This window comes from Agathobacter rectalis ATCC 33656, from assembly GCF_000020605.1.
Taxonomy (GTDB): domain Bacteria; phylum Bacillota; class Clostridia; order Lachnospirales; family Lachnospiraceae; genus Roseburia; species Roseburia rectalis.
The window spans coordinates 1,443,873-1,461,589 of record NC_012781.1; the positions used below are offsets into that span (position 1 = coordinate 1,443,873).

Annotated in this window: 10 protein-coding genes and 1 riboswitch; all 10 genes read left to right on the forward strand. The window is 44.1% G+C overall.

The window, feature by feature from the left end; all coding sequences use genetic code 11:
* Positions 1-24: 24 nt before the first annotated feature.
* The 10 genes from polA (at position 25) to addA (ending at position 17,629) form a co-directional block, all read left to right on the forward strand.
* On the forward strand, positions 25-2,736 hold the full coding sequence (gene polA, locus EUBREC_RS06975; protein ID WP_012742403.1) for a DNA polymerase I: 2,712 nt from the start codon (positions 25-27) through the stop codon (positions 2,734-2,736).
* Positions 2,714-3,355: a dephospho-CoA kinase gene (gene coaE / locus EUBREC_RS06980; RefSeq protein ID WP_012742404.1), complete on the forward strand. Its 642-nt coding sequence runs from the start codon at positions 2,714-2,716 to the stop codon at positions 3,353-3,355. Before polA ends, coaE begins: the two co-directional genes overlap by 23 nt.
* A 5-nt stretch (positions 3,356-3,360) precedes the next feature.
* Positions 3,361-5,589 (forward strand): pilus assembly protein PilM, encoded by a 2,229-nt coding sequence (gene pilM / locus EUBREC_RS06985; RefSeq protein WP_041254008.1) that lies wholly within the window; start codon positions 3,361-3,363, stop codon positions 5,587-5,589.
* A 1-nt stretch (position 5,590) separates the two neighbouring features.
* Complete coding sequence (locus tag EUBREC_RS06990) at positions 5,591-6,394, forward strand: MBL fold metallo-hydrolase (RefSeq protein WP_015516784.1); 804 nt, start codon at positions 5,591-5,593, stop codon at positions 6,392-6,394.
* Between the two features lie 22 nt (positions 6,395-6,416).
* The gene (locus tag EUBREC_RS06995) at positions 6,417-6,701 is read left to right on the forward strand and encodes an ACT domain-containing protein (RefSeq protein ID WP_012742407.1); all 285 of its coding nucleotides are present in this window, start codon (positions 6,417-6,419) and stop codon (positions 6,699-6,701) included.
* 43 nt (positions 6,702-6,744) lie between these two features.
* On the forward strand, positions 6,745-8,109 hold the full coding sequence (locus EUBREC_RS07000; RefSeq protein WP_012742408.1) for a PFL family protein: 1,365 nt from the start codon (positions 6,745-6,747) through the stop codon (positions 8,107-8,109).
* Between the two features lie 105 nt (positions 8,110-8,214).
* Positions 8,215-8,291: riboswitch (ZMP/ZTP riboswitch) on the forward strand.
* Between the two features lie 119 nt (positions 8,292-8,410).
* On the forward strand, positions 8,411-9,124 hold the full coding sequence (locus tag EUBREC_RS07005) for an IMP cyclohydrolase (RefSeq protein WP_041254557.1): 714 nt from the start codon (positions 8,411-8,413) through the stop codon (positions 9,122-9,124).
* A 59-nt stretch (positions 9,125-9,183) separates the two neighbouring features.
* Positions 9,184-10,362 carry a phosphoribosylaminoimidazolecarboxamide formyltransferase gene (locus tag EUBREC_RS07010; RefSeq protein ID WP_012742410.1) on the forward strand — a complete coding sequence of 393 codons (1,179 nt, stop codon included), beginning with the start codon at positions 9,184-9,186 and terminating at the stop codon, positions 10,360-10,362.
* 119 nt (positions 10,363-10,481) lie between these two features.
* Entirely contained in the window at positions 10,482-13,952 is a 3,471-nt protein-coding gene (gene addB / locus EUBREC_RS07015; RefSeq protein ID WP_012742411.1) for a helicase-exonuclease AddAB subunit AddB, read from the forward strand.
* Between the two features lie 14 nt (positions 13,953-13,966).
* Positions 13,967-17,629 (forward strand): helicase-exonuclease AddAB subunit AddA, encoded by a 3,663-nt coding sequence (gene addA / locus EUBREC_RS07020; RefSeq protein WP_012742412.1) that lies wholly within the window; start codon positions 13,967-13,969, stop codon positions 17,627-17,629.
* Positions 17,630-17,717: the final 88 nt, after the last annotated feature.

The window sequence follows — 17,717 nt, forward strand, 5'->3', positions numbered from 1 at the left end:
ATTAAGTAATAAGGAAAGTATAAAATGAGTGAAAAGCTTGTACTTATAGACGGACACAGTATTTTAAACAGGGCATATCACGGACTTCCTGATCTGACCAATTCAGAGGGGCTTCACACAAATGCAGTCTATGGATTTTTGAATATCATGTTCAAGATTCTTGACGAGGAAAAGCCTGACTATCTGACGGTGGCATTTGATGTGCATGCGCCGACGTTTCGCCACAGGATGTTTGATGCGTACAAGGGCACGAGAAAGCCTATGGACGAGGAGCTCAGGCAGCAGGTGCCTATGATAAAGGAAATGCTTACCGCTATGGGCATTAAAATCGTGGAAAAGGAGGGCTATGAGGCCGACGATATACTTGGAACCTTATCTGTCAGGGCAGAAAAGGCCGGTATGGATGTCGCCATCATTTCCGGAGACAGAGACCTTTTGCAGCTTGCGACTGACCATGTCATGGTAAGGATTCCAAAGACAAAGAAAACAGGAACCGAGATAGAAAATTACAATACAGCAGATGTTATCGAAAAGTACGGCGTCACTCCAAAGGAGTTTATCGATGTAAAGGCTCTGCAGGGGGATACGTCTGATAATATTCCCGGGGTACCCGGTATCGGCGAAAAGACAGCAGGTGCACTTATAGCAAAATATCACTGTATAGAGGCAGTACATGAGGACGCTGAGAATGTAAAGCCGCCAAGGGCTTCAAAGAATATAGTGGAGTATTGGGAGCAGGCGCTTATGAGCAAGGAGCTTGCGACAATCATACTTGATGCGCCGGTTGACTATGAATTTTCTGATGCAAAGCTTAGTGGCGGAGTAGAGTCACTCTACACGGAGGAAGCCTTTTTACTGTGCAAAAGATACGAATTCAAAAACATGCTGTCGCGGTTTAACGTGGAGGCTCCTAAAAACAATGCCGAGGAGCATTTTGTGGTAGTAAGGGACTTGAAGACTGCAGAGAGTGTGTTTGAGAAGGCAAAGGACAGGGAGGTTGCTTTTGCGGTAGTACCAGGAGAGTCTTTGGAAAACAGCGAAAGTGATGGACAGCTAAGTCTGTTTTCGGAGCCGGTTTCTAACGATTATCTTGCTGTTTCGATTTGTTTTTCAGAGGAGGACATTTATTTTATCTGTACAGGTGATGAGATTTCAAGCAGCTTCCTGGATGAAAAATTAAATACCCTGGAAGTAAAGTCATGGATATCACCGGATTTAAAGACCAATCTGCACAGATTTAAGAGCAAAGAGATAAAGGCAGATGACAGAGGCAGATATTTTGACATGATGGTGGCTGCATACCTTATCAATCCGCTTGTCGGGGAGTATCCCTATGATGCGGTTGCAAAGGACTATCTGGGGCTTATGCTCTCATCTAAAAAGGATTATCTGGGAAAGCTTGATTTTACTCAGATGATGAAGGAGGATGAGAAAAAGGCAGTGGACTGTGCCTGCTACGAGGTGTATACTGCCTGGAAATCAAAACCGGTTCTTTTGCAGAAGCTAAAAGAAATGAATATGCTCACTCTTTACAGAGATATAGAGCTGCCACTCGTTTTCGTACTGTATGATATGGAAAATGAGGGGATAAGGGCTGATGGAATAAAGCTTAAGGAGTATGGAGACAAGCTTGCTGTTTCGATAACTGAGCTTGAAAAGAAAATATATGAGGCAGCAGGTGAAGAGTTTAATATAAATTCGCCAAAGCAACTTGGAGTCATTCTCTTTGAAAAGCTTGGACTGCCAAATGAAAAGAAGACAAAGACCGGTTATTCTACTGCGGCAGATGTGCTTGAAAAGCTGGCACCGGAGTATCCGATTGTCGCGGATATATTGGAATACAGACAGCTCACAAAGCTAAAGAGCACATATGCTGACGGACTTTCGGGATATATTGCATCCGATGGCAAAATCCATACTACCTTAAATCAGACAATCACTGCGACAGGCCGTCTTTCAAGCACAGAGCCTAATCTGCAGAATATCCCGATAAGGATTGAGCTGGGCAAGCTTATCAGAAAGGTATTTCTGCCTGAGGAGGGAGATTTGTTTGTTGATTCAGACTATTCGCAGATCGAGCTTCGGGTGCTTGCGGCGCTTTCCGGGGATGAAAGGATGATAGAGGCCTTTAAGAATGGTCAGGATATCCACAGAAGTACAGCATCCCTTGTGTTTGACACACCGTTTGATGAGGTCACAGACCTTCAAAGACGAAATGCCAAGGCGGTAAATTTTGGTATCGTATATGGTATCAGCGCGTTTGGTCTGTCTAACGATCTGGGGATTTCAAGGAAAGAGGCACAGGGCTATATAGACAGCTATTTTGTCAAATATCCAAAGATTAAGGAGTTTTTGGATCAGACGGTTTTGGATGCCAAGAAAAATGGCTATACAAAGACCATGTTTGGGCGTATCAGACCGATTCCCGAGCTGAACTCGAGCAATTTCATGCAAAGACAGTTTGGAGAGAGAGTTGCGATGAACTCACCTATTCAGGGTACAGCAGCCGATATCATAAAGATTGCCATGATACGTGTGCATGACAGGCTTCTTGACGAGGGCTTAAAGTCAAGACTTATCCTTCAGGTGCATGATGAGCTTTTAATTGAGACAAAGGAAGCTGAGAAGGATAAAGTGATTAAGCTTCTGGAGAAAGAGATGCGTGGTGCGGTGGACATGAAGGTATCCATGGAGGTGGGCACCGAGTGTGGCTATGACTGGTATGATGCGCATTGATGACAGAAAAGGAAACAGTATGATTTTTATAGGAATAACAGGTGGTGTAGGTGCCGGAAAATCGGCAGTGCTTAGCTATCTTAGGGAACTTGATGGCGTAAGGGTCATGCTCTCCGATGAGATAGCACATGAGCTGATGGAGCCGGGAAGCGACTGCTACAACAGATTAAAGGAATTGTTTGCAGAGGAACCGATATGGCTTGAGGACGGGCATTTTGACAGACCGGCACTTGCCGGAGTGATTTTTTCGAATGATAAAAAAAGAGAGCTTTTAAACGAAGTAGTGCATCCGGCAGTAAAGGAATATGTGCTTAATGCAGTTAAAGAGGCAAAAAAAGAAGGTCTTTTTATGCTTGTGCTTGAAGCAGCACTCCTTATAGAGGAGGGATATGGTGAAATCTGCGACGAGCTGTGGTATATTTATGCAAGTGAAGAAGTCAGAAGAAAAAGACTTAAGTCATCACGCGGATATTCAGATGAGAAGATAGATAGTATCTTTGCAAGCCAGCTTAAAGAAGCTGAGTACAGAAGGCACTGCAAGGAGGTTATCGATAATGATGGAGATATCGAAAACACGATAGCTTCAATAAATAAAGCGCTTAGCAAATACAAGGAGTAGTGGAAATGAATAATGTATTCGGTTTGGATATTGGTACAAGAAATGTTGTAGGAACTGTCGGCTATCAGACTGATGACAAGGAATTTGTGGTTACAGCACAGTATGTCAGAGAGCATGAGACCAGAGCGATGCTTGACGGTCAGATACATGATATAGGCAGGGTGGCAAAAACCATTAAGGAAGTAAAGGACGAGCTTGAAAAACAGACAGGACAGCCACTTGAAGAGGTGTGTATAGCAGCCGCAGGACGAGTATTAAAGACTGTCACGACGCATGTGGAGTATGAGTATGCGCAGGAGTCTGTGGTGACCGGCGAGGATGTCCATACGCTTGACCTGCTTGGCATAGAAAAAGCACAGGAGGCACTCAAGGAGGTTAACGACACAAGCTATAAGTTTTACTGTGTGGGATATTCTACAGTCAAATTCTTTTTGAATGATGAGGTGTTTATCAGCCTTGAGGGTCATAAGGCAAACAAAATAGGCGAGGATATCATAGTTACATTTCTGCCGGAGGATGTGGTAGACGGACTGTATGCGGCAGTGGGACAGGCCGGGCTTAGTGTAGCCAATATGACATTGGAGCCTATCGCCGCTATCAATGTGGCAATTCCGGAGAACTATCGTATGCTTAATATCGCACTTGTCGATGTGGGAGCCGGAACGAGTGATATCTCAATCACAAGAGACGGAAGTATCATAGCCTATGGCATGATACCGCATGCAGGAGATGAGCTGACAGAAGTTATTGTGCAGCATTTCCTCGTGGATTTCAATATGGCGGAGAGCATCAAGCTTCAGTCTACGACAAGTGATACGGTTACATACAAGGATATCATGAGCATCGAGCACACAATTCCTGCACAGGATGTCTGGGATGTGGCAGCACCTGTTGTTGATAATATTGCGCAAGAGGTATCGGCTAAAATCAGAGAGCTAAACGGTGACAAAACAGTGAGTGCCTGCTTTGTAGTCGGAGGCGGAGGCAAGATACACGGCTTCACGGAAAAGCTTGCGGAAGACCTTGACCTGCCGGAGGAAAGAGTCGCTCTAAGAGGTGAGGAAGTGCTTGGCGATGTGACCTTTGAGCAGGAGGATATTAAGAAGGATCCGCTTCTTGTCACTCCAATTGGTATATGTCTGAATTATTATGACCAGAGAAATAATTTTATCATGGTCAGATTCAACGGTGAGAGAATAAAGCTCTATGACAATAACAGGCTTACAATAGTCGATGCGGCGCTTCAGGCGGGATTTCCAAACGATGAGCTGTTTCCAAAGCGTGGCACCCCGATAAACTTTACGGTAAACGGTGTGGCAAGGCTTGTAAGAGGCGAGGCCGGAGAGGGCGCAGTGGTGACCATGAATGGAAAGCCTGCAAGCATCAATACACCGCTTGAGCCAAACAGTGAGATAATCATCGAGCCGTCCACAGCAGGAGAGGCAGCAGTGTATAAGATATCGCAGCTTGATGAGTACAATCATTCTGTCATTACTTTTATCATAAACGGCAGAAGGGTTTCATGTCCTAGGTTTGTCCAGGTAAACGGAGAGCTTGAGCCGGAGGATTACAGCATCAGGGAAAATGATGTGATTGAGACAAGAAATTACTATACAGTGCGCCAGATTGCGCAGTTTATGGACCTCGTTATTGACACAGACCAGATGATATTTGTAAACAATGAAGAGGCAGGTCTCGACACTCTTGTATACGAAAATTTCTCTGTTGAGTGGAAAACAGATGAATATGGTGTTGCAAGAATCGACAATAACACTTATAATGACACACAAGAGTCTGATACAGATGAGGCTTCGGTATTAGCTGAGCAGGATGCAAACAGCACAGAGTCAGACAACACAGTGGCCAGAACCTCAGAGCAGATGATGAATCAGGTGCTCGATGAGCTGCATGATGATTTTGCTAAAGAAGCTGAAGCATCTGCTGTGCCGGAAAACGAATTGCCGGAAAATGAATTGCCAAAAAATGATATACAGGAAGAAATACACGAAGAAGACTCATCAAAAAATACAGTTACAGTAATTGTAAACGGTGAGCCTGTAGAGCTGTCCGGCAAGGATACATATATATTTGTCGATATATTTACCCATATCTCATTTGATTTACAGGCAGGAAAGGGAAGGGCAATAGCCACTGTAATAAATGGCAGAGATGCCCGGTTTTCCGAGGAGCTTCATGAGGGAGACAAAATAGAATTATACTGGAAAGAGAATTAACATGTTAGAATTATGCAGCATTGCCAGCGGCAGCAGTGGAAACTGTATATGCGTGGGTACGGATGATTGTCATGTGCTCATAGACGCGGGCATCAGCGGTAAGAAAATAGAAAACGGACTGAATGAATTTGATATGACTGCCACAGATATGCATGGGATTCTCGTGACACATGAGCATATAGACCATATCGCAGGGCTTGGTGTCATGGCAAGACGCTATCATATGCCGATTTATGCAACAAAGGCCACAATCGGGGCCATAAAATGTACCAAATCCGTTGGAAATATAGATGATGAGCTGTTTCATCCTATTGAGGCAGGCGTCGATTTTACGATAGGTGATATAGAGTTTGAGCCGCTTCACATATCACATGATGCGGCTGATCCTGTCGCGTACAGATTTAAAAACGAAAATCATGCGATGGCAGTCGTGACAGACCTTGGCACGTATGATGATGCACTGGTTTCAAAGCTTCAGAACCTGGATGGGCTGCTGCTTGAAGCCAATCATGATATAAATATGCTGCAGACAGGGGCATATCCGTATCCGCTCAAGCGCAGAATCATGGGTGACAGCGGACATTTGTCGAATGAGAGAAGCGGGCAGTTGTTATGCGAGCTTCTTCATGATAAATTTGGCTCAGTAATACTGGGACACCTTAGTAAAGAAAACAACTACGAAAAGCTGGCGTATGAAGCCGTCAGGCTTGAGGTCACAATGGGAGACAATCCATATAAGGCAAGTGATTTCCCTATGTATGTGGCTAAGAGAGACAGGGCATCAGACCGCATAGCCGTAGAATAAGAGAACAGGAGAATAAGTTGTTATGGATAACACAAAGAACAAAGTAATCATCACAGTTGTTGGAAAAGACACAGTAGGAATCATCGCAAAGGTATGTACATATCTGTCAGAGGGCAGTGTAAACGTGCTTGATATCTCACAGACTATCGTTTCAGGTTATTTCAACATGATGATGATTGTGGATATGGCAAATGCTACAGCTTCATTTGCAGAGATTTCTGACCAGCTTGATGCACTTGGAGAAGAAATTGGTGTAACAATAAAGTGTCAGAAGGAAGAAATCTTTGAGATGATGCATCGAATCTAGTTTAGCATAAAAATGTCATACACAGTTAAAGGAGAACAGCAAAATGATAAATATTGGTGAAGTAATTGAGACCAATGACATGGTGGAGAAGGAAAATCTTGACGTGCGTACAATCACACTCGGTATCAGCCTGCTCGACTGTATAGACTCAGACCTTGCAAAGGTAAATGAGAATATCTACAACAAGATTACAACACTTGCAAAGAATCTTGTATCAACAGGAAAAGAGATAGAGAACAACTACTGTATCCCTATTGTAAACAAACGTATTTCAGTTACACCTATCGCCCTTGTCGGCGGTGCGGCCTGCAAGAGCTCAGAGGATTTTGTTACCATAGCAAAGACACTTGACAGAGCTGCCAAAGAGGTAGGTGTCAACTTCATCGGTGGATACTCAGCACTTGTATCAAAGGGCATGACAAAGGCGGATGAGCTTTTAATCAAATCCATCCCTCAGGCAATGCTTGAGACAGACCTGGTATGCAGCTCTGTAAATGTTGGCTCTACAAAAACCGGAATCAACATGGATGCAGTAAAGCTGATTGGCGAGATGATAAAGGAGACAGCAGAGGTGACAAAACACCTTCCTGTATCAGGCTGTGCCAAGTTTGTAGTATTCTGCAACGCTCCTGATGACAATCCGTTTATGGCAGGAGCCTTCCATGGTGTGACAGAGGCTGATGCCATCATCAATGTAGGTGTCAGCGGACCCGGAGTAGTAAAGACTGCTCTTGAAAAGGTAAGAGGCGAGAACTTTGAGGTGCTCTGTGAGACAATCAAGAAGACAGCCTTCAAGGTTACACGAGTAGGACAGCTTGTGGCAAAGGAGGCTTCAAAGAAGCTTGGAGTGCCATTTGGAATCATAGACCTTTCACTTGCACCTACACCGGCTATCGGAGACTCTGTAGCTGATATTCTCTGTGAGATAGGCTTAGAGAGAGCCGGAGCTCCGGGAACAACAGCAGCACTTGCACTCTTAAACGATCAGGTGAAAAAGGGCGGTATCATGGCATCCTCATATGTCGGCGGACTCTCAGGTGCCTTTATTCCGGTATCAGAGGATCAGGGAATGATAGATGCCGTAAACGATGGTGCACTCACCCTCGAAAAGCTTGAGGCTATGACCTGTGTGTGCTCAGTGGGACTTGACATGATTGCAATCCCGGGCGATACAAAGGCCACCACAATTTCAGGAATTATTGCAGATGAGATGGCTATCGGTATGATAAACCAGAAGACAACAGCCTGCAGACTGCTTCCGGCAATCGGAAAGGATGTAGGTGATGTGGTAGAAATCGGAGGACTCCTTGGAAGTGCACCGGTTATGCCGGTAAACAGATTCTCTTGTGATGCATTTGTAAATCGTGGAGGAAGAATCCCGGCACCTATTCATAGCTTTAAAAATTAGTAAATAATGGCATTGTTTACAAGCATGTACTTATAAGAATAACTTATAAGTACATGCTTATTTTAAAGTGGTACTTGACAATGACAAAAATACATGCTTAAATAAAGACAGTTATATGACTGACGGAAGTGGATAACCACATGGAGTATAACAGTTGATTGCCGACCGTCTGGGCGCACATTTATATAAGTTTCCTGCAGAGCTTTATATTATTATGTGTGTTCGGACGGTCTTTTTTATTCCGGCAGGCCCGAGTAATTTGGGGATGCAGACCACATTATCAGAAAACATGGAGGATGACATGGAAAGAGTATCATTAGCAAAGGAATTATCAAGCACAACATACCCTGGCAGAGGTATCGTAATCGGCCGCACAAAGGATGGTAAGAAGGCTGTAACAGCATACTTTATCATGGGCAGAAGCGAAAACAGTCGCAACAGAGTATTTGTAGAGGATGGCGAGGGCATCAGAACACAGGCATTTGACCCTTCAAAGCTTGAGGATCCAAGTCTTATCATTTACGCACCTGTAAGAGTGCTTGGCAACAAGACAATTGTCACAAATGGTGACCAGACAGATACTATCTATGAGCTGATGGACAAGCAGCAGACATTTGAGCAGGCATTAAGGACAAGAGAGTTTGAGCCTGACGCTCCTAACTATACACCAAGAATTTCAGGAATCATGCATATTGACAATGGCGAGTTCAATTACGCTATGTCAATCTTAAAGAGCAATAACGGTAATCCTGATGCATGCAACAGATACACATTTGCATACTCAGCACCGGTTGCAGGAGAGGGACATTTCATCCATACATATATGGGCGATGGCAATCCACTGCCAAGCTTTGAGGGTGAGCCTACATGGGTAGACATCGAGGGAGATATCGATGAGTTTACCGATATGGTATGGGAGAACTTAAACGAAGACAATAAGGTATCACTTTTTGTCAGATATATTGATATCGCAACAGGCGAGTATGAGAGCAGAATCGTAAACAAAAACAAATAAAACACTATATAAACGGTCAAATATACAAGATAAGCAGATAAAAACAGGAGAACAGAAAAATGCAGGAATACGAATTAAAATACGGATGTAATCCAAATCAGAAACCAGCCAGAATATTTATGAAGGAGGGAGAGCTTCCTATAAAAGTGCTTAACGGCAGAGCCGGATATATCAACTTCCTTGATGCCTTTAACGGATGGCAGCTTGTAAGAGAGCTTAAGAAGGCAACAGGTCTTCCGGCCGCAACATCCTTCAAGCATGTTTCACCTGCAGGTGCAGCAGTAGGACAGCCACTTTCAGATGTGGAGAAAAAGATTTACTGGGTTGATGATATGGATATTGAGTTTACACCGCTTGCAAATGCATACATCAGAGCAAGAGGAGCTGACAGAATGTCATCATTTGGTGATTTTATTTCACTTTCAGATGTATGTGACAAGAGCACTGCACTTGTAATCAAGAGAGAGGTATCAGACGGTGTTATCGCTCCGGGCTACACAGACGAGGCTCTTGAGATTTTAAAGGCTAAGAAAAACGGCAATTACTGTGTTATCGAGATTGACCCGTCATATGAGCCGGCACCTATCGAGAGAAAGGATGTATTTGGCATCACATTTGAGCAGGGCAGAAACGAGCTTCATATTGATGACGATTTCTTCTCAAATATTGTGACAGAGAACAAGGAGCTCACAGAGCAGGCTAAGATCGATCTGGCAATCTCTATGATTACATTAAAGTATACACAGTCAAACTCTGTATGCTATGTAAAGGGCGGCCAGGCAATCGGTATCGGAGCAGGCCAGCAGTCTCGTATCCACTGTACCAGACTTGCAGGCTCAAAGGCAGACAACTGGTGGCTTCGTCAGTCTCCACAGGTGCTTGGACTTCAGTTCGTGGATGGTATCAGACGTGCAGACCGCGACAATACTATTGACCTTTATATCGGTGAGGATTATATGGATGTGCTTGCAGAGGGCGAGTGGCAGAAGTTCTTCAAGGTAAAGCCGGACGTATTTACAGCAGAGGAGAAGAGAGCATGGCTTGACAAGAATACAGATGTAGCACTTGGATCTGATGCATTCTTCCCATTTGGTGACAACATTGAGCGTGCTCACAAGAGTGGCGTGAAGTATGTAGCACAGCCGGGTGGATCTGTGAGAGATGACCATGTTATTGAGACATGTAATAAGTACGGTATGGTAATGAGCTTTACAGGAATCAGACTTTTCCATCACTAATCACAAGGTATAGCGGCTATTAAGCTGAATTTAAGCACAATAAGTAATTCAATAATAGGGGACTTCATGATATAATTACAGTATACATTTTACACAGTAGTTAATCATGGAGTCTTTTTATGTCATTACAGTTTATCACAGGTAATTCAGGAAACGGAAAAACAAAATATCTCTTTAACAGGATAGTGAAAGAGGCAAAGGCAAACCCAAGGGACAATTATCTTGTAATAGTGCCTGAGCAGTTTACAATGCAGACGCAGAGACAGCTTGTAGATTTGTCGGAGAATAAAGCTATCATGAATATAGATGTGCTAAGCTTTAAGCGCTTAGCCTACAGAGTGTTTGATGAGCTTGGAATCACAAATCTCACGGTGCTTGAGGAGACAGGTAAGAACCTTGTACTCAGAAAGCTTGCGGCACAGGAGGCGGATAAGCTTGGCGTAATAGGCAGAAACTTAAACCGCATCGGCTATATAAGCGAGGTGAAGTCACTGCTTTCGGAGCTTGTGCAGTACAATATATCACCTGAGGAGCTCGGAAGATATATTGCCTCAGGCATGCTATCGGATACACTTTCAGATAAGCTTAAGGATGTGCTCGTGCTATACGAAGCATTTGAGAAGTTTATGCAGGACAAATATATCACTGCAGAGGAAATACTTAATGTGCTTAGCAATGTGGCGGAGGAGTCTGCAATTCTTAGAAATTCAGTCATTGCATTTGATGAATTTACCGGATTTACACCTATACAGAACCAGCTCATCAAAAAGCTCTTTGTCATTTCAAAGAAAATATATGTAACGCTCACAATAGACTGTCGTGAGGATATCTTTAAGAGCAGAGGCATGCAGGAGCTGTTTGACATGCCAAAAAGGACAGTGAAATCACTCACCGAAATGGCAGCGTTTTATGGCATAGAAGTCGAGGAACCTATTATCCTTGATAAAAACTACCGGCTTGCAGAAAACGAAGAGCTAAGCTTTATGGAACAGCAGCTTTTCAGAAAACGAAGAAGCTCCTTTAAAAAAGCACCAAAGCACATTCATATAGACTGTCTGCGTGACCCGAAGCAGGAGCTGACAAAGATAGCCAGAAGAATTAATGAGCTTGTAAGGAACGAAAACCTGCGTTACCGAGATATTGCTATAGTCACAGGAGATGTGAATATATATGCAGGTTATGTGCGTGAAATATTTGACAAATACAATATTCCTTACTTTATCGATGCCACACAGGAGATACTTTTCCATCCGTTTATTGAGTTTATCAGGTCAATACCCGATATTGCGGCACAAAATTTCTCGGCAGATGCGGTGTTCAGATTTTTGCGGTGCGGCTTTACGGAGCTTTCGGCCAGTGAAATAGATGTACTTGAAAACTACGTGCTCGCCTGTGGAGTAAGAGGTAAAAGCGCATGGGACAAAAAGTGGGTCAGGCTGCCAAAGCATAAGGCAGGCTATGACATTGAGCTTTTAAACCAAAGCAGGGAGTATATAATGGAGCTGCTAAAGCCGGTATATCAGGTGTTTTCCGATAAAAAGTCAACGGTAAAGGACTATGTGCTCGCTATATATAAGCTGATAGTTTTGCTTGATATACCTGATAAGCTTGCAAAAAAGGAGCAGGCACTGCTTGATGCAGGGGACCAGACCGCATCAAAGGAATATGGACAGATATACAAAATAGTCATGCAGCTCTTTGAAAAATATGTGGCGGTGCTGGGCGATGAATGCATGGATGCAGAGGAATTTACACAGATACTGGATGCAGGACTGGATGCGGCAGATGTAGCAGTCATACCGCCGGGATACGACACTGTGACCATCGGAGATATTGAGAGAACGCGTCTGACCAACATAAAGGTCATGTTTTTTGCAGGCGTAAACGATGGGATTGTGCCAAAGGCAGCAGGAAGAGGCGGCATCATATCACAGTATGAGAGAGAGGCACTTAAGGAGCTGGATATAGAGCTTGCGCCTGGGGCAAGGGAGCAGGCATTTATACAGAGGTTTTATCTGTATCTGAACATGACAAAGCCATCCAGGGAGCTTTATATCAGCTATACGAGACTTGACAGTGAAAAAAAGGCTGCCCAGCCATCGTACCTCATAGGTATATTAAAGGGGATGTTTCCGGAGCTTGTCGTGACTGAGACAGAGGATGTAGAACAGCTTTTGGATATATCAAGCAGGCAGAGTGCTCTGGATTATCTGCTGTCAAATGAGGTGGATGACAGATGGTGCGAGATTGCAGCAGCAGTGATGTTCTATGACGCATCAGTCAGTGATGCAGGGGACGGTAATGAAGTAGACGATAAAGCATTTACTCAAAAAAATTCTGTGGAGCGGCTCATCAATGCAAGGTTTGAGCATTATTCAAAGGATCCGATTAGCCGAAATGTGGCAAGAAGCATATACGGCAGACACATGGAGGGCAGTATCACGCGCTTTGAGCAGTTTGCCAGATGTGCATATGCGCATTTTTTAAATTATGGATTGAGGCTTACAGAGCGTGAGGAGAGCGGCTTTACATCTCTTGATATGGGTAATATATACCATGAAGCACTGGAAAGATACAGTAAGAAGCTTGATAGGGAGAGTACTGACTGGTTTAGCGTGACAGATGCAAAAAGGGATGAGCTTGCGATGGAAGCAATAAATGAGGTGATTGATGAGTATGCAGGCTTTGGCATATTTGATACAGCGGAAAGCCAACATTCGATATCACATATGAAGGCGGTCTTTAAGCAGACAGTATGGGCACTTACAACCCAGATACGAAGAGGCAGCTTTGTGCCTGAGAGGTTTGAGTTTTCTTTTTACGAGAGCCTTGATATGGCAAATGATGTGACGGTTGATATAAAGGGACGCGTGGACAGGACTGACACATATACGGATGAGGACAGGCTTTTTGTGAAGGTACTGGATTACAAGTCGGGAAATACAGTTTTTGACCTGGTGAAGCTGTACTATGGCACGCAGCTTCAGCTTGCAGTGTACATGGACGCTGTCATGGAACAAAAGAAAGAGGCGCTAAAGCAGGTAAGTGTGGAGCCGGGCGGTATGCTGTACTATCACATCGACGATCCTGTAATTGATTTAAAGGATGTGACACCGGGCACTGAGCTGTCTGAGGAAGAAATCAATCAGATGATATTAAAGAAGCTCAAGCCTGACGGGCTTATCAACTCGGACGAAAAGGCATACAGAGGCATGGACAGGGACTTTGAGAAAAGCTCTGACGTAATCCCTGTCACCTTAAAAAAGGATCAGACACCGGCTGCAGGCTCAAAGGTGGCAAACGCCGAAGAGTTTGATGTGATAACAAGGTTTGCGCGAGAGAAGCTTCGCGAGATAGGAAGAGAAATATACGATGGAAATGTTGACGTCAATCCTATCAAGAACAAGAAAATAGACAGCTGCGCATATTGCGCTTTTCAGGCCATATGCAGGTATGATTCAAGGATACCGGGCTTTAGCGAAAGAAGCTTTAACGGTGACAATAAGGAAGATGTACTTGATAAAATGCGTACACAGATTGCAGCGGCAGAGCATGAAGCATGCTATGGAGATAATAATATAAAGCCATAATCGGGAGACATAATATGGATGTTAAATGGACCAGTGAACAGAAAAAGGTTATAGATTTAAGAGACAGGGATATACTTGTATCGGCGGCAGCGGGCTCAGGAAAGACAGCTGTACTCGTTGAGCGTATAGTAAACAGAATATGTGTGGATAATCCGCCGGTGGATATCGACAGGATGCTTGTGGTGACGTTTACCAAGGCTGCAGCTGCTGAGATGAGGGAGCGTGTCAGCTGTGCGATAGACAGCTTGAAGGAGCAAAAGCCGGATGATGAGAATCTGCAGAGGCAGTCGACACTGGTTCACAATGCGCTTATCACTACAATCGATTCGTTTTGTCTGTTTGTGGTGCAGAATAATTTCGCACAGCTTAATCTGGATCCTGATTTCAGAATCGGTGATCAGGCAGAGCTTAAGCTTATGCTAAAGGATGCTTTGGCACAGGTATTTGAGGACAATTATGCAAGAGAAGACAACGAGGCATTTATCAATCTTATAGATACCTACAGCAAGGGGAGAAATGACTCTGCCGTCAGGCAGATGGTGGAGGATATCTACTATAAGGCGGGCAGCTCATCATGGCCGAGAAAGTGGATGAACAGACTCCTAAGGCTCTATGATATAAAGTCAGCTAAACAGCTTGAGGACTCAGAAATCATTAAGGAGATAGTGGATTACAGCAGGGTGCTTTTGGAGGAGGCTGTTCAGGAGCTTACAATGGCGAAAGACCTGGCATCAGCTACACCCGGGCTTGAAAAGTATGCGCTTACACTTTCAGAGGATATAGCATTGTTTGATGGAATGGCTGATGTGACAGGCTATGTCGGCATGCAGGAGTTCTTAAACAAAATATCCTTTGGCAGAATTGCTGCCATCAGGAAATTTGACGGAGACGAGAAGAAAAAGGAGCGCGTGAAAAGCATGCGCGATGCTGCCAAGAAGAAGGTAGACGGAATAAAGCAGAAATACTTTGGCATGTCAATTGAGCTTATGTATGAGCAGCTGGAGCGTCAAAGGCCATTTGTTAAAGAGCTGATAAGGCTCTCACTCGAGTTTTATGATGCGATGGAGGCTGTAAAGATAAAAAAAAGAGTATTTGATTTTTCTGATATAGAGCACTTTGCGCTTCGTATACTGGTGGATGAACAGACACTGGAGCCCACAGAGACAGCGCGTGAGTTTTCAAAACATTTTGAGGAAATCATGATTGACGAGTATCAGGACTCAAACCAGGTGCAGGAGGATATACTTACCGCTATTTCAAGAGAGCACCAGGGAGTCGGCAACATGTTTATGGTTGGCGATGTAAAGCAGAGCATATACAGGTTTCGAATGGCACGTCCTGAGCTGTTTATGGAAAAATACAACACATATACATCAGATGACAGTGCACACCAGAGAATAGACCTGCATAAAAATTTCAGAAGCAGGAATGAGGTGTTAGACTTTACTAACGACATATTCTACAAAATCATGGCAGCAGATTTGGGCAATGTGCAGTATGATGACGATGCGGCACTGTATCCCGGTGCAAGCTATCCAAAGGAGACGATGCGTCCTGAGCTTTTGCTTGTTGACTATAAGGATGAGGATCTGTCTGAAATTATAGAGGATGAGGATGGAGATAAGGTGCAGATAGAGGCACTTTTGATTGCAAACCGTATCAGGAGTCTGATGGAAAACGGCATGGTGACCGATAAAAAGACAGGGCAGCTAAGAGCCGTGCAGTACAGGGATATAGTGATACTTTCGAGAAGTGTTGCAACCTGGGGCAATACAGTGGCAGCAGTATTAAAGGACTGTGATATTCCGGCGCATGTAGAGTCGAATACAGGCTACTTTTCATCGTATGAGATACAGGTTATTCTGTCGATGCTTCGCATACTCGATAATCCGCTGCAGGATATTCCGATGGCAGCAGTGCTTGCCTCGCCTATCGTGGGCATGGATGATGAGGAGCTGGCACAGATCAGGTCTGCCTTTAAGGGGGTAAGCTTTGCACAGGCTGCACTTAGCGCCATGGCAGGTGAGGATGGCTATGAGGACGAGAAGCTTAAAGCCTTCGCTTTGGTATTTGAGAGACTAAGAGGTGCTGTAGCTGATACGCCAATCCATGAGCTTTTGTACATGATGCTTGATGAGACAGGCTTTTACAGGTATGCATCGGCCATGCCGGCAGGAAAACGGCGCAGACAGAATATAGATATGCTGATTGAGATGGCCGCAGCCTATGAAAAGACCAGCTACAAGGGGCTGTTTCACTTTGTCAGGTACATAGATATACAGCAGAAATATGAGATAGACTATGGAGAGGCCGATACCGCAGGCGAGAATGACGATGTGGTGCGCATTATGACAATCCATAAGAGCAAGGGTCTTGAGTTTCCTGTAGTGTTTGTTTCTGGGCTTGGCAAGAGCTTTAACACGCAGGACACAAAATCAGACCTTGTGATACATGAAAAGCTTGGGCTTGGTCTTGTGGAAAAAACAAAAAGCCCAAGGACAAAGCGACCATCACTGATAAGAAATGAGATAGAGAGCCGCATTAAAAGGGAAAATCTGGGAGAGGAGCTGCGTGTGCTGTATGTAGCACTCACCAGGGCGAAGGAAAAGATTATCCTGACAGGGGGACTTTCAAATGCCCAAAAATCCTTTGAGAAGTATAGAGGCAATGTAAATGCGAACCAGCCAATAAGCTTTGGACAAAGGGAGGGAGCAGGGTGTTACCTGGACTGGATTATACCTGCCATGCTGTCGTACCCGGATAAGTATACGGTATCCACAGTCGATGCAACAGAGTTCGCTGCACGAACTGCGATGGATATGGCGGCAAACGATATATCAAAAGCGCAGCTTATTGGGCACATAAGTGCAGCGGATGAAACAAAAGCCAAAGAGCTCGCAGAGGAATTTGATTTTGAGTATGTATATGCTTCTGATATAACTAAAAAAAGCAAATATTCTGTATCTGAGCTGAAGCATGACTCTATGGTTGAAAAGTACGACAGCACAGAGAGGGAGGCAGAGCGTCCTAAGTTCTTATTGGAGGAGAAGGAGACGTATGTGCCGGACTTTGCGAGGGATGATGAGGCAGGCGGTGCTTCTAATGAAAGCAAAGAGCCTAAAAATGCAGCAGGTGTGAATCAGGGAGCGCTGCGCGGAACTGCAGTGCACCGTGTCATGGAGTGTCTGGATTTCAAGAGCCTGTGTGATATAGATACAAAAGATCATGTGGCAGTCAGTGCATTTGTGAAGAAAAGCATGGATGAAATGCTAGAAAAGAGGCTTATCACAGATGACATGTACAGGCTGACCAGACCAAAGCTTATAGAGCAGTTTATATCATCAGATGTGGCAGCGCGTATGGCACAGGCGGATAAGAGAGGCGATTTGTATAAAGAGAAGCCTTTTGTGATGGACTATGAGGGTGTGTTGGTTCAGGGAATTATTGATGTTTTCTGGCTGGAGAATGATAAAATAGTGCTGCTTGATTATAAGACAGACAGGGTAAATGCTGCTAAAGAGCTTATCGACAGATACAGCACACAGTTAAAACTGTATGCTGATGCACTTGGAAGGATTTTTTCTACAGATGGGAAAAGCATACAGGCGGATGAGAGGCTCATATATTCATTCCGTTTACAGCAGACAATTGTTACCTGTTGTGAATATAAAAAATAGTGGCATGTCACAGCAATCTATTATATAATGTCTAACAGGCGGTACAAAAATATACAATCTATTAATATATCAGACATAATTGCTGTAT

Bases quoted from the DNA above. Each gene is read 5' to 3' on its own strand.
- polA (WP_012742403.1), top strand. From the start codon at position 25: ATGAGTGAAAAGCTTGTACTTATAGACGGACACAGTATTTTAAACAGG.
- EUBREC_RS06990 (WP_015516784.1), top strand. From the start codon at position 5,591: ATGTTAGAATTATGCAGCATTGCCAGCGGCAGCAGTGGAAACTGTATA.
- EUBREC_RS06995 (WP_012742407.1), top strand. From the start codon at position 6,417: ATGGATAACACAAAGAACAAAGTAATCATCACAGTTGTTGGAAAAGAC.
- coaE (WP_012742404.1), top strand. From the start codon at position 2,714: ATGACTGGTATGATGCGCATTGATGACAGAAAAGGAAACAGTATGATT.
- pilM (WP_041254008.1), top strand. From the start codon at position 3,361: ATGAATAATGTATTCGGTTTGGATATTGGTACAAGAAATGTTGTAGGA.
- addB (WP_012742411.1), top strand. From the start codon at position 10,482: ATGTCATTACAGTTTATCACAGGTAATTCAGGAAACGGAAAAACAAAA.
- EUBREC_RS07005 (WP_041254557.1), top strand. From the start codon at position 8,411: ATGGAAAGAGTATCATTAGCAAAGGAATTATCAAGCACAACATACCCT.
- EUBREC_RS07000 (WP_012742408.1), top strand. From the start codon at position 6,745: ATGATAAATATTGGTGAAGTAATTGAGACCAATGACATGGTGGAGAAG.
- EUBREC_RS07010 (WP_012742410.1), top strand. From the start codon at position 9,184: ATGCAGGAATACGAATTAAAATACGGATGTAATCCAAATCAGAAACCA.
- addA (WP_012742412.1), top strand. From the start codon at position 13,967: ATGGATGTTAAATGGACCAGTGAACAGAAAAAGGTTATAGATTTAAGA.